Origin of the sequence: Bacillus sp. JJ1474, assembly GCF_036965225.1 — a bacterium.
GTDB lineage: Bacteria > Bacillota > Bacilli > Bacillales > Cytobacillaceae > Cytobacillus.
This window is the reverse complement of sequence record NZ_JBALPC010000023.1, coordinates 1-14,456: the sequence shown is the minus strand read 5'-3', so window position 1 is coordinate 14,456 and position 14,456 is coordinate 1. Positions and strand designations below refer to the sequence as shown.

The 14,456-nt window shown below is 38.4% G+C and carries 11 protein-coding genes; 6 read left to right on the top strand and 5 right to left on the bottom strand.

The window, feature by feature from the left end; all coding sequences use genetic code 11:
* The first annotated feature begins 91 nt into the window (after positions 1 to 91).
* From V7164_RS03710 to V7164_RS03700, 3 genes are all read left to right on the top strand, one after another.
* Positions 92 to 637, top strand: a complete 546-nt coding sequence (locus V7164_RS03710; RefSeq protein ID WP_335346510.1) for a histidine phosphatase family protein — start codon at positions 92 to 94, stop codon at positions 635 to 637.
* Positions 638 to 1,093: 456 nt separating this feature from the next.
* Positions 1,094 to 3,154: a DUF4179 domain-containing protein gene (locus V7164_RS03705; RefSeq protein ID WP_335353417.1), complete on the top strand. Its 2,061-nt coding sequence runs from the start codon at positions 1,094 to 1,096 to the stop codon at positions 3,152 to 3,154.
* Between the two features lie 46 nt (positions 3,155 to 3,200).
* Complete coding sequence (locus tag V7164_RS03700) at positions 3,201 to 3,848, top strand: hypothetical protein (RefSeq protein ID WP_335346520.1); 648 nt, start codon at positions 3,201 to 3,203, stop codon at positions 3,846 to 3,848.
* A 156-nt stretch (positions 3,849 to 4,004) separates the two neighbouring features.
* Here the strand turns inward: V7164_RS03700 and V7164_RS03695 are convergent, their stop codons facing one another.
* Positions 4,005 to 5,195 (bottom strand): MFS transporter, encoded by a 1,191-nt coding sequence (locus tag V7164_RS03695; protein WP_335353416.1) that lies wholly within the window; start codon positions 5,193 to 5,195, stop codon positions 4,005 to 4,007.
* Between the two features lie 253 nt (positions 5,196 to 5,448).
* Between V7164_RS03695 and V7164_RS03690 the strand changes: the two genes are divergently transcribed.
* Entirely contained in the window at positions 5,449 to 5,946 is a 498-nt protein-coding gene (locus V7164_RS03690; protein WP_335346513.1) for an LURP-one-related/scramblase family protein, read from the top strand.
* Positions 5,947 to 6,211: 265 nt separating this feature from the next.
* Here the strand turns inward: V7164_RS03690 and gnd are convergent, their stop codons facing one another.
* From gnd to V7164_RS03670, 4 genes are all read right to left on the bottom strand, one after another.
* On the bottom strand, positions 6,212 to 7,615 hold the full coding sequence (gene gnd, locus V7164_RS03685; RefSeq protein ID WP_335346514.1) for a decarboxylating NADP(+)-dependent phosphogluconate dehydrogenase: 1,404 nt from the start codon (positions 7,613 to 7,615) through the stop codon (positions 6,212 to 6,214).
* Positions 7,616 to 7,713: 98 nt separating this feature from the next.
* Entirely contained in the window at positions 7,714 to 9,060 is a 1,347-nt protein-coding gene (locus V7164_RS03680; protein WP_335346515.1) for a GntP family permease, read from the bottom strand.
* An 18-nt stretch (positions 9,061 to 9,078) separates the two neighbouring features.
* The gene (gene gntK, locus V7164_RS03675; RefSeq protein ID WP_335346516.1) at positions 9,079 to 10,623 is read right to left on the bottom strand and encodes a gluconokinase; all 1,545 of its coding nucleotides are present in this window, start codon (positions 10,621 to 10,623) and stop codon (positions 9,079 to 9,081) included.
* On the bottom strand, positions 10,616 to 11,347 hold the full coding sequence (locus tag V7164_RS03670; protein WP_335346517.1) for a GntR family transcriptional regulator: 732 nt from the start codon (positions 11,345 to 11,347) through the stop codon (positions 10,616 to 10,618). Before V7164_RS03670 ends, gntK begins: the two co-directional genes overlap by 8 nt.
* A 370-nt stretch (positions 11,348 to 11,717) precedes the next feature.
* Here V7164_RS03670 and V7164_RS03665 point away from each other — a divergent pair, with 370 nt between their 5' ends.
* Both V7164_RS03665 and V7164_RS03660 read left to right on the top strand, forming a co-directional pair.
* A complete protein-coding gene (locus V7164_RS03665; RefSeq protein ID WP_335353415.1) occupies positions 11,718 to 12,203 on the top strand; it encodes a glutathione peroxidase in 486 nt (161 codons plus the stop codon).
* Positions 12,204 to 12,680: 477 nt separating this feature from the next.
* Positions 12,681 to 14,456: S9 family peptidase (locus tag V7164_RS03660; protein WP_335353414.1), on the top strand; the 1,776-nt coding region annotated here is incomplete at its 3' end.

The window sequence follows — 14,456 nt, the reverse complement described above, 5'->3', positions numbered from 1 at the left end:
ATTATTCCTGTTTGTTTTTTTTTAACTGATTAAGAACCCATGTCATACATTAGCAGTAAATAGGATGTTTATATGAAAGGAGAAAAATACTTTGAATAGATCGTTACTAAATTCCATTAGAACTGGAGGATTTATATTATATGCAAGGCATGGGGAAGCGACCGTTGGAAGAGATTTACCCTATTTAAACTTTCAAAACTGTTTAACCCAAAGAAATCTTTCTGAAAAGGGACGTAGGCAGGCTATTTACTATGGAGAAATTCTTCGATATTTACAAATTCCGATTGAATACCCTGTTTCGACAAGTCCTTTTTGCAGGACAATAGAAACAGCACAGTTAGCATTTGGAAGTCATAATGTTCAAGTTAATCCTTTTTGGGTTGAGGTAAATTGGTTGAGTGGAAATTTACCTAGTAGTGATAGACAAAGAATTTTATATAATCTTAAGTCTTATTTTGAAACAATTCCAGAAGTGGGGAGAAATAAGGTTATTGTTGCTCACAGTTTCCCGGAAGGGGTCGGTTTAGGTCAAATACCTAATATGGGGACAGTTATTATAAACCCTAGAGGGGAAGGGAATCGTTATGATGTAGTTAGTCGATTATCTTTAGCAGATTTGAGTACATTAGATAGCTAGATGAAGGTTGCTGTACTAGAAAAGCATAGGTGAACCGTATCATAAGTAAATGAGTTTTTTTCCAAAACAGCACCCACCTTAACGAGCATAAAGGTTGCAACAAAAATCTTAGTAAAAGCTGAACAATTGGTTGAAAGGGTTTCCTTGATTTTAGCCCTTATATGTGGATAGTGTAAAAAGGCTACAAGAAAAATTGTAGATGATACACTATTACCTATAGGGGATTTTTTTGTTTTGAAAAAATAATATTTAATCTGTTGAGATAAAAATACAAGCAGTCTTACGAACTAATTCGAAGTTTGATATTCTATATATGAACCATTATTTATAATAATTGTAATTTATTAATAAAACTTATTAGCTTTCACCTGAAATTTATACAAAGCTTGCGGATCAAATTATCAGGAACACATATCTAATGTTAATGACACGCGGATAAAAGGGGGGAACATGTTTATGATTCCAGCAAAAATAAATCCCATATCTACCACTACAATAAGAGAAAAAGACGTGGAATCCATAGTCGATTGGTTCGATCAGCACAAACAATCGTTTTATATACTTGGTTGGTCCTATCTTAGTAATCAAAAGCAAATGGAAGAGCTTTTTTACCGGTCCATTATACAAGTCCAAAAGGAATGGCCTCGATATAAAAATAAAACATCATTCGAAACATGGGTTACATCCATTTTCATACATAACTGTCGAGAGCTTTCTGGTGATAGAAGTTTACAAGCTTCAGAGGACAGTGAACCAAGGCAGGATTTATTTAAAGCACTTGATCAATTGAAGGAGTCCGAGAGAGAAGCCATGGTCCTAACATATATGCATGGTATCTCTCAGGAGGAAGCGGCACATTTTCTCCAAGTGTCAGCGGAAAAGATGAAAGAGCTTTTGGCTTCTGGAATCCAGTCTCTTAGAAATGAAATGAGGTATGGATCAACCTTTAATGGCTGTAAGGAGTATAAAAAGGATTACATTGATTACTTAGAAAGAGCGATGGATCGGCCGAAAAAGATTGATTTCGAAATACATATTTATCATTGTCAAGATTGTCAGGAGGATCTGGCTGCCTTTCAGGATGTCATGTTAACGATGTTGGAACTTACTAATCTGATTGAAGATTTGCATGTGCCATCTGGTTTCATGGAGAAGGTTAGAGCTAGGCTGACTGAAAAAGAAATCCACAGACAACAGAAGAACAAGAAACGTAAAAGAATGGGACTTGTTTTTGCTAGTGTATTCGCATTATTGATGGGTGTAGGTTTCTTTACAGGGGCGTTTGCCTACGTCTACTATACATGGACAGAAGAAGATCCGGAATTGCGTTATTTTCTACAGCAGGACCTCGGTAAAAGGCTGAATCTGGAAGCGGAAGACGACGGGGTGAAGGTGAAGATTAAGAGCGTAATTGCTGATGATGTTCAGACGCTTGTTATTTATGAGATAGAAGATACAGGTGAAGATAATCAATTTGTGATGAATTTTGGTTATGGTGATGGGGTTTTTGTAGAGAACGAGTATGAAATCATGAGCCGTGAAACGTATCCAAGGTTCTATCCTCCTGACCTTGAATCGGATATAAATAACAAAGAAAAGAACGTGTTTAAAGGGAAGATGAGTCTGTTGCCACTTAAAGAGGAGAGCGGGACAATCAAACTCACGATCACGAAGCTTCAGAAATTAATTCGTGATTCCTCTGGGCGCTCTGGTTATTGGAATTACGATAATATTGAAAATAAAACAGGCGAGTGGAGCTTCGAGATACCAGTAACAAAACGGCCTTCCACCGAATATGCATTGGATGATGAAGTAACAGAAATTGAAGGAATTCCCCTTCGATTTGATAAACTCATCATTGCTCCAACTACAACGATTCTGCAATTTGGTATTAATAATGAACGAATAGTGAAGCGGATAGACTCTCTTAATATTAACAATCTAGAAGTGAACAATAAAAAAATAAAAGCTCAAATGTATGGCAGCTCTTTTTGGCATTCACAGCAAGACGTGAATTGGGCAACTTATCAAACACACTTTGACCCTCTTTTTGGAGAAAAACCGAAAGAGGTTCATGTTCAATTTAAATCTGCTAATTTAACGGTTGAAGATACATTTATCATCGAATTGGACGATATTAGAGAATACCCTCATACTTTTGAATATGCGGGAAGTACAATTTCCATAGATAGGATGGAAGTTGGCGACTCTACGAATTTTGTGCTAAGTAATCATGAGGTTGAGAATCGGGAGTATGAGTGGCTTCAATTCAATATTGTAAATGAATCGAGTTTTATAGATATGAATTCTGAAGGAGTAATTGTTGATAAAAACGGGGTAGTATACGAAATAAATAATATGCCGGTCCCATATGAGGAAATCGAGCAGCCCCGTCATTTATCTACAGTTCAAAGCGTTCGGTTCCAAGGTAAAAATGTAAATCCTAAGAGTCTGGAGATTTATGGATATAGTACAACGAAATATTTAGATGATGTTGTAAAAATTTCTTTGGAATAATGGGTGAAGAAAAAGGAAAGAGAGAAGGAGGAGTAATTAAGAAGTGATGAACATCATATTTACGGTGTTATTTGTTCTAGGAGTCATTTATTTAATCAAATATCGATTAAATCTAAAGAAAGCAGCTGATTGCTCTAAAGATGCGCTCTTTCCCAAAAAAGAACATGAGTTTAGTAGTATCCTCCTGCCAACTGAGTGGAAAGAGATGGAGCCTTTAACAAAGCACACGAAATCTTATCAATATGTAAAATGGGGCACCATGATTGCTCTTGTATTGTTAACAGTGCTTTTAATAATTGTCATTTCAACTGACTGGTTGGGATCCTCCTTCTTTAGTTTTGCCTATTTGTTTTTCACAATCATTAGTGCAATAAAGCATCGCGGAAATCTGTTTATTTTACCAAATGGTCTAATCCTTCATGGAAAATTCTATTCTTCAGATCAAATAAAGTACTATGAAACAGAAAAAGTAATTCGTTGGCATGAGCTTTATGGGCTTGATTCTCGAGTGAACAATGCATATAAATTGACATTTCATTTAAAAAATAGACTATTCCAGCCAAGTTTTATTGTGGTCAGGGATCTTGATCACCTTGAAAAAATTATTGGTTTACTTAATGAACAGAGTATTATGAGAATACAAAAAGAGAAGAAACCCTATTCATCTGTTGTGAAGTTAACAAATAAATCATAAGTTCTGGGACCTACTTATATTCCGTTGTTAAGATTCCATGGCTTCCTGTTGGTGGAAAAGAAAAGGTTAATGCCTTTCTTTTCCACCATAGGAGAAGCTGACTTTCGTAGAAATTGATAGCTTGGGTTAATTGGGGACTGGCCCTTTCTTGTGTGTTTATGCTAATTTCTTTTGTTTTTCGTCTAAACGATGACTAAAGCATGTTAGGAGACAAGCACAGACTGCCACGATTCCACCAACCCATGTGACATTCATTAAATTTCCTTGATGATACACCATTCCTCCTAGAGCTGAACCGAAAGCGATACCTACGTTGCTTGCTACTGGCATCAGTGAAGCGGCGAGCCCTGTTGCTTTTGGCTGATAAATGCCAGCAAGATCAATTAAATAAAGCTGTGTCGATGTTGTTAACATAATCGCCATTAATGACATTAAGCCGATGTTGGATAACCCTACAACGAAGTTTTGAGTCGTCCAAAATAAACTTGCTAGCACCACTGCCTGTACAAGAAAAACAAACCGAAGGCGGCCGATTGCATTGTGGCTGGCAATTTTACCAGCGAGGATATTGCTGAAAATCGAAATAATTCCGTAACCAAATAAGATTAAACTAATGGAGTTATTTGGTGCTTCCATTCCTTTTAAGATAGGAACAAGGTACGTAAAGACAACATATGTTGCACCAAATCCGAGAGCTGGAATGAAAAAAGCCATCAAAATTCGTGGCTTGGTCAATAAAGAAAACTGATCCCGTATCGAACTCCGTATTTGGCTGAGTCCATTAGGCAAGACGAAAAAGGATGCTAAAAATGCTAATCCTCCTAGAAGAGTCGTTAACATGAAAGTGGCATTCCAGCTATACCAATCTGCGATGACTGTACCAATTGGCACTCCAACGACATTTGCCAGTGTGAACCCACCGAAAACGAATGATATCGCGAGTCCGCGTTTTTGAATCGGCATCGTTTCACTCGCAACTATCATGGCGAGTGAAATTAAAACGCCTGTAACAATCGCTGTCATCATTCGAAGGGTGAGGAGCATGATGTAGCTCGACGAGATTACACATAATGCATTCAGGACTATGAAAGATCCGATCAAAAACAACATCCATCTACGCTTTGGAAAATGACTTGTTGCTGACATTACTAGTGGTGTGGCGATGGCAAACGTAATGGCAAACGTAGAAACGAGTGTACCTGCTTTTGCATTTGTAATATGAAGGCTTGAGGAAATATCGGTTAAGATTCCGACAATGACAAATTCGCTTGTCCCAAGAACAAATGTTAATAAAGTAAGTGTTAAGATAAGCAACCAATGTCGCTTTGATAATTTTGTAGGGTGCATAAATACCTCTTTTCATAGATGAATGTAAATGTGTCACATAGTATATACACAACCTAAACATCATACCATAAAATACTTTTGCGAGAAGAACCCTTTTTATCAAATTGCGGTGAATGATTTACCTGACTCGACAAGGCAGCAGAGTTAGCTGAAAACTATTTAAGAAAGCACACTTCTGTTGATAATGCTATGATTAGCAGTAAGACAAAACATAATATATTTTAATTAATATGCTACATCAAGGAGGCATAGCATGAAGCAACTATATATTAAACAGAAGGTATTTAGTCTAAGTGGCAAATTTACGGTAAAGGACCAACAGGAGAAGGATGTTTATTATGTGGAGGGCAGTTTTATGCAGATCCCAAAGACATTCTCCATTATGAATACAAAAAGAGATGAAGTTGCGCTTATTACGAAAAAGATGTTTAGCTTTTTACCGAAGTTTTTTGTTGAGGTGAATGGCCGAGAGGTGTTAACGATTAAGAAAGAGTTTTCTTTCTTTAAAGCACGTTATACGATTGATGCGGCAGGCATTGAAGTACAAGGTAATTGGTTGGATATGGATTTTCAGGTTTTACAGCATGGGAAAGTTGTCGGTAAAGTGACTAAGGAGTGGTTCACTTGGGGCGATAGTTATAAGGTTCAAATATTGAATGAAGAAATGGAAGCTATCATTATTGCGATCGTTGTTGCAATTGATTGTGTGAAGGCTGACCAAGCAGCTGCTTCATCAGCAGCAATAGATTAACGTATGGATGTACAGTATAATATGCTGATGGGTTTTCTTTTACGTTTCCTTTCTTTTCTGTCTAGGAACGACTATCAAAAAAGCAAAGACACAGGAAGCTGATATTATAAAAAACAGATTTAAAGTATTTAATTCTGACCTAATTCAAATAAAGGATACAAAATAATATATTAAATCGAGGGAGAAGATAGTTTCTGGTTCTAGACCCCCAGTGAGATCCTAAAACTCATTGGGGGTCTGGTACCTTTTTTCTGCTGATGCGAAATCAATCATTCCAATTTGTGTGAAAGACTCCTGCTAAGTCACGTCGTTCATAAGTGTGGGCCCCAAAATAATCTCTTTGTGCTTGCAACAGATTAGCATTTGAAATGTCTGTCCGATAACTATCCAAATAAGAAATCGATGCACTTAAACATGGAAATGCAATTCCGGAAGTAATGCCCTCACAGACAACTTTTCGTAGTCCCATTTGATACTCTTTCACTTTTTCGGCGAAATGAGGAGCGATTAATAAATTAGCCAAATTTGGCTGTGTTTCATAGACTTCACTTATTACGTTTAAAAATTCCGCACGAATGATGCAGCCGCCGCGGAAGATGAGCGCAATGTCCTTTAAAGGCAAATTCCATTCAAACAGTTCAGACGTCATTTTATATTGTGTAAATCCTTGAGCGTAAGCGCAAACCTTCCCTAAATATAATGCTTGTCTAACGTGCTCAATCCAAACTTCTTTATCTAAATTCGGCTTATCAATTTCAGGATCCGACAAGAATTCTTTTGCAAAAACCCTTTCTTCTTTTAAAGAAGAGATGTAACGCGCGAACAATGCCTCCGTAATAATGGAAGCTGGAATTCCGTTATCAATGGCTTGGATGCTTGTCCATTTACCAGTGCCTTTTTGCCCTGCTTTATCAAGAATCACATCAATCAGAGGCGAACCGGTTATTTCATCCCTTTTTCTTAAGATCTCTGCAGTAATCTCGATTAAATAACTTTTTAGTTCACCTTGATTCCATGACTCGAAGATGTCGGCAATTTCATCAACAGATAAACCTAACTTTTCTCTTAAAAAAGTATAGGCCTCAGCAATCAGCTGCATATCGGCATACTCAATTCCATTATGGACCATCTTTACAAAGTGCCCTGCACCTTTAGGGCCAATATACGTACAGCAAGGTTGACCATCTACTTGGGCTGCTATTTTTGTAAGAATCGAAGCTGCCTGTTCATATACTTGCTTATCCCCGCCTGGCATGATGGAAGGACCTGTCAAGGCCCCGACTTCCCCGCCTGAAATCCCAATTCCAAGATAACCAATTCCCTTAGACTTTAACTCATCATATCTGCGAGCAGTATCTTCATAATGGGAATTGCCGCCGTCCATGATGATATCTCCTGTATCAAGAAAAGGAACCAATGAATGGATCACAGAATCGATGGGACTTCCAGCTGTGACCATCAGGAAGACTTTCCTTGGGGATTCTAGTGATTGAACAAAATCTTGAATTTCATAGTACGGATGGATGGGCTGACCGTTACTTTTTTGAACCAGCTGATCGGTTAGATCCGGAGTATAATTATAGACAGCAACCTGCTCACCGTGACTTGCCATATTTAAAGCGATATTACTGCCCATTACTCCCAAACCAATAACACCAATTGTATTCAACTTTATTACTCTCCTTTTGTGACAAAAATGGTAACAGGTCAGATCCTCGATGCTAAAGTGTATTAGCATTGAGGGTCCGACCTTTTTTCAAAAGCAGGTTATACTATTAAACTTAGCAATAAAACAAATCCTAATCCAGCAACTGAAATAATAGTTTCAAGCAATGTCCAAGTTGCAAAGGTTTCTTTCATGCTTAAGCCAAAATACTCTTTGAACATCCAGAAGCCTGCATCGTTTACGTGAGAAGCGATTAAGCTGCCTGCACCGGTTGCCAGTACAACTAATGCGAGGTTCACGTCCGTTTGTCCTAACATTGGAATTACCAATCCAGCAGTAGTTAATGCAGCAACAGTCGCAGAGCCTAGGGCAATTCTTAAGATAGCTGCGATGATCCACGCAAGTAAGATTGGGGACATGGAAGTGTCTTTGAACATTACGGCAACGTAGTCACCAACACCGCCATTTATTAATACTTGTTTGAAGGCACCGCCGCCCCCGATAATTAACAGCATCATCCCGATATGTGAAATGGCTGTTGAACATGAATCCATTATAGTCTTGATTGGAATCTTTCTTGCAATGCCCATCGTATAGATGGCAACTAGTAAAGAGATTAACATCGCTGTGCCAGCATCCCCAATAAAACGGATGGCTGCCAAGAACGAATTATCTTCAAATCCTAATGTTTTTTGAAGCAATGTAATAATGGTTGCAATCGCCATTAAAATAACAGGAAGAATGGCAGTAAATACACTGATGCCAAACCCTGGTGTGTCTTCAAGCTTAAATGATTTTTGCTCACCTAATGAAGCAATATTGCCCATCTTCGTAAAAGATTCTGGAACAAGTTTTTTTGCAAGCTTTGTAAAAATAGGACCAGCAATAATAACAGTTGGAATGGATATAATAAAACCGTAAAGTAGAACTTCCCCAATGTTTGCCCCATATTCACCGGAAATGACAGTCGGGCCCGGGTGAGGAGGCAGGAATCCATGTGTGACAGATAATGCTGCTGTCATCGGAATGCCAAGATACAGAATTGAAACATTTAATTGTCTTGAAATGGCAAAGACGATTGGAATTAATAATACTAATCCTACTTCGAAGAATAATGCAACCCCGATGATAAAAGATGCTGCAACAACTGCCCATTGAATATTTTTCTCACCGAATTTATTCACAAGGGTCATGGCAATTCGTTGTGCGCCACCTGAATCTGCTATTAATTTTCCTAGCATCGCACCAAGTCCAAAAATTAACGCTAAGTGCCCAAGTGTACCACCTAATCCGGCTTCAATCGTTTTAACAATTTCCCCTAGTGGCATACCAAGGGCTAATGCAACACCAAATGAAACAATAATTAATGAAATAAAGGTATTTAACTTTAAACCCATTATTAAAAGTAATAATGCTAAAATTCCAATTGCTACAATAAGTAATGGCATTTAATTGCCTCCCATTCGTTATTTTGTTGAGTGCGGTAAGCGTCTTTGATACGCTGAAATCCGTGTATAATCTTCTGTTAATACGTGGGATAAATTAATAAAAATCGGCAATAATTGCTGGTATTCTTTAACAGCACCTCCTTCAGGCGTATGCTTGTAAGTGCTGCCAATCATGTGAGAAGCCACTTCAAATGATTCAATTTTTCCGAATGAATAAAGTCCTAAAATACAGGCACCGAGACAGGAACTCTCATAGCTTTCGGGTACCTCCACTTCAGATTCAAAGATGTCGGCTACCATTTGCCGCCAAACCTCTGACCTTGCGAAGCCCCCTGTCGCTTGAACCCGGGTAACAGGTCCATCCATGCATTCAGTTAATGCTAGAAATACCGTGTATAAATTGTAAATGACACCTTCTAAGACAGCACGAATCATATGTTCTTTTTTATGGGACATTGTTAGGCCGAAAAAGGAACCGCGTACGTCAGGATTCCATAATGGTGCACGTTCACCTGCCAAGTAAGGGTGGAATAGCAATCCATCAGATCCTGGCCTAACGCCTCCGGCAATTTTCGTTAACACCTCGTACGGATCAATACCTAATCGCTTTGCTGTTTCCACTTCTGCTGAGGCTAGCTCATCGCGAATCCAGCGAAGAACCATCCCACCATTATTGACAGGCCCACCAATGACCCAATGCTTTTCGGTTAAGGCGTAGCAGAAAATCCTTCCTTTTTCATCCGTTTGCGGTTCATCAATAATCGTTCGGATGGCACCGCTTGTCCCAATTGTGACGGCAATTTCACCTTTTCTGATTGCATTGACCCCGAGATTTGAGAGCACGCCATCACTGGCTCCAATGACAAACGGGGTTTGTGGTTCAATCCCCATTAGCTGGGCAAAATCCGGATGGCAGTTTTTAAATATTTTCGTTGTCGGGACAAGTTCAGATAATTGTTCTCTTGTAATTCCGGCAATTGTTAATGCTTCGTCATCCCAGTCCAATGTTTTGAGATCCATCATCCCCATTGCTGAAGCAAGGGAAAAATCGACTGTATATTGATTAAACAATTTTTTGAAGACATATTCTTTTATTCCGATATACTTCTTTGCCTTTGTCGCGATGTCGGGGTGCTCATTTACAATCCAAGCAATTTTGGCTAATGGCGACATCGGGTGGATCGGTGTTCCTGTTCGTCTGTAGACTTCATGGCCATTCAATTCATCTTTGATTTTATGGGCCCATGCTTCACTGCGATTATCCGCCCATGTGATACAGGAAGTGAGCGGCTGATCATTTTCATCCATGGCAATGACGCTATGCATCGCACTGCTAAACGAGATAAACATGATCTGTTTTTCAGGATGTTGTATTGTGATATTCGAAATCGCTTTCAAAACAGCTTGAAAGATTTCTTCCGGGTTTTGTTCAGCAGTTGAGATATCAGGAGTGTAAAGTGGGTAACCGATATTCTCCTGTTGAATAACTTTGCCGTTTTCACTGAACAAAACAGCTTTTGTGCTCGTTGTTCCTATATCGATTCCTAACATAAAGTTAGTCATTATCTTGTTCTACTCCTTCAGAAAGCATTTGTTGTGACCTCCACAGGTCTTCAACCTTGCCTTGAACATCATCAAAGTTTTGGTGCAAGGACTTAATCATAAGGGCTCGGTCTTTTGTTTTGATTGCTTCAATATATAATTTATGATTGTTGATGATACGTGGGAAATCATCGTACTTTTCGTTAAAACGCATTCGCATGGAAAGAAGAATAAAGCTTTCCATCACAGGTTTTAAATTATTCCAAATCATCAGGATGTGGGAATGATTAATAGCTCGAATAATCGTTTCATGGAACAGAATATCCTGATAGGAAAACTCATCTGCATCTTGGTATTTGATGGCAACTTTCATCATTTCCAAAATTTTGCTAAGTTCCTTTGTTAGCTCGGTTACTTCTATTCTTACTAGCCGTTCAAAAACAAATGTTTCGATTAACAAACGGACATCATAAATTTCTTCTATTTCCTTTTCTGTTAAGCCGAGGACAACAGCACCCATTCTTTCTAACTGGATGATATTCTCAGCAGCAAGTATTTTTAGTGCATCCCGAACCGGTGACCGGCTTACTGAAAAATCTGCAGCCAATTTATTCTCTGATAGGATGGTACCGCTTTCAATAGCGCCCGAAATGATCCGCATTCTTAGCTCGTATGCAATCCGATCACCGGTTGATGCCTTAGAAAGCCATTTTTCCGGATATAGATTTTCTCTGGATTCTTTCATGGATTCACCTTCTCAATTTTAATACAAGTAGACTTGTATACAAGTATTATAAATATTATTAATAGAAATGTTAACACTTTTTTCAAAAAATTATTATTTTTGATGATTAATGAGCTTATAAATGAAGATATCGGAATCTCTCTGCAGATTTTTATGATAATCCGCATAGAGATTGTGAAGAAACGTACTGAAGGTAACTGGCTGTATAGATTAAGAAGGATAATTAACTTCGATTGAAGAAATTTTATTATGAGGTAAGACATAAATTCACGACTTTTCTTTCTAGGTATTGGAAGTGTGCTTCGAGTGGGGCGTATCGGAAGTGGTTAGTGAAGGATAAAGGGTTACCTTGAAAGGGATGTGAGCAAAAATGAGTGTGTATGACTTTACAGTAAAGAAAATCGACGGTCAGACAGAGCCGTTGTCTCGTTACGAAGGAAAAGTCGTCCTTATCGTCAATACGGCGAGCAAGTGTGGCTTTACACCACAGTATAAGGGGTTACAAGCGCTGTATGATAAGTACCGAGATTTAGGATTAGAGATTCTAGGATTTCCTTGTAATCAATTCGGTCAACAGGAACCAGGAACGAACGAGGAAATTCAGCAGTTTTGCGATTTGAATTACAATGTGAGTTTTCCAATGTTTGCAAAAGTAGACGTAAATGGAGCGAATGCGGACCCACTTTATCAATACATAAAAAAGGAGGCCAAAGGCGCGTTAGGGTCACAGGCGGTCAAATGGAATTTTACGAAATTTTTAGTGGACCGAAAAGGGAATGTAGTAAAGCGTTTTGCTCCACAGACAGAACCGGAAAAACTGACAGCCGAAATAGAAGAAGTGCTGAAACCGTGCTGACAAACAATCGGGCGCAATCCTTGAATAAGGGATAAGCGCTCATTTTTCATTTTATGAACATTTTTTTGAGATAAATAAAATCATATCATTCAATGAAAACCAATTGATACTCTCCCATATCTAATATATTGAAAAACAATAACTGAAAGTAAGGAGGTCCTATATGGGATCACTAAAAGCCTTAGTCAAATGCAAAAAAGAAAGATGGAGAAGCGTTTGTTTCACTTGTTAAGCAACACGATCCGGCGCTTTAATTCAATAAAAGGAGAATACAGAACCGCCCGTAAATGGGAACTCTTTATTATTGAAATTAACACCTGCCTTCTTACACAACAAAGCATGTTAATCATTCTGTCTAAATATAATGAATGGGTAAATATGTTTTGGAAAATAAATAATTCACCAAATATTTAAAGCTCAAAAAGAACTCTATTTTGGTAGATAATTTTTTGAAAATAGATGATGGGTGGTAATGTAATGAATGAAGTAAGTCTAGATCCTTATGCGCATGTTAGTACGGTGAAAAATCTTGAATGTGAACCGAATGGAAAAAAGATAAGCTTTATTTGTGATTATTCGGGATTGCCACAGGTATGGGAGTATGATGGAGAAAATAGGGGGCTTGCCCAATCCTCTTTTACAAAGGAAGGAATCACATTCATAAAATATGTTACTGGTACATCGGATTTGATTATTGGGATGGACGTTTCCGGAAATGAGAGGGAACAACTTTACTTATTAAAGAAGGATGGAGAGCTGATCTCCCTGACAAACTCCCCAGAATATGTTCATTTGTATGGTGGAAGCTCTCCAGATGGAAAATGGATTGCTTGGTCTAGCAATCGAAGAAATCAAGCATTTTTTGATATTTATATCCAGAATCTTGAGACCCTTGAAATCCGCCTCGTTTTTGCGCAAGATGGGGCGTTTTCTGTTCTGAAATGGTTTCCCGATGGGCATTCATTATTGGTTAGAAGAACAAACTCTCCCCTCGATCATGATTTAGGTGTGTTATCCCTTTTAACTGGAGGTATGAACTGGATAACAGAACATACAGGAGAAGCAAGTTTTAGGGATGTCCATTTAAATAAGGATGGAGATCATCTTTATCTATTATCAAATAAAGACCGTGAATTTTTTGGGCTTGCATGTATTCATTTACCTACTAAACAATTCACTTGGCTGGAGCAGGGAGAGTGGGATTTTGAAGGGCTAGCCATGAATGAGAAAAAAAATCAATTAGCTTTCACGGTCAATGTGGGGGGGATCTCAAAAGGGTATTTACTAGATTTAGATATAAGTACCCTTTATACATGGGAAACACCAATGGGAGTGATCTCCAATCTCAAATTTTCACCAAAAAACCAAAAGCTCCTCTATATATTTAACGGGCCTGCACACCCATCTGATATATGGGCGCTTGACCTAGAAACCCTCAAGGCAGAACAGCTTACACATATTTCTCACATTCCCATACTTAAGGGGAAATTAATTGAGCCTGAACAAATATTCTATCGTTCTTTTGACAACCTTCAGATCCCTGCCTTTTACTATAAGCCGAAATCTGCAGCTGAGAAAATGCCGGTTGTCGTATATATTCATGGTGGCCCGGAAAGTCAAAGTCGTGCCGTTTACAATCCCCTTTTCCAATATTTTTTAAACCGCGGTTATGCAGTGGTTGCTCCAAATATTCGCGGCAGTACAGGTTACGGGAAGACGTATACCCATTTAGATGATGTTCGTAAACGGATGGATGCTCTGAAAGATCTAATTTCTTTAGTGGAATGGCTTAAAGGAGATATCCATGTTGATACTGGAAAGATAGCGGTTATGGGAGGCAGCTATGGTGGATTTATGGTTCTTTCTGCCATTAGTCACTATCCTGATTTGTGGGCGGCTGCGGTTGATATCGTAGGAATCTCAAGCCTGAGAACCTTCCTAAAAACTACAAGTCCTTGGCGGAAGAGGTTTAGAGAAACTGAGTATGGAACGGTTGAAGAAGATGGGGAATTTTTTGATCAAATCGATCCATTGAATCTTACAGACCATATCACCTCTCCCCTTATGGTGATCCATGGAGTTAATGACCCGCGTGTCCCGATTGAAGAATCAGAGCAGATTGTGAATAAACTTAAGAAACGAGATCATCCTATTACGTTTATTCGTATAGAAGATGAAGGTCATACGTTTTCAAAACTTAAAAATAAAATTTATGCATATTCTAAGTTGGCTGACTTTCTTGAAAAATACATT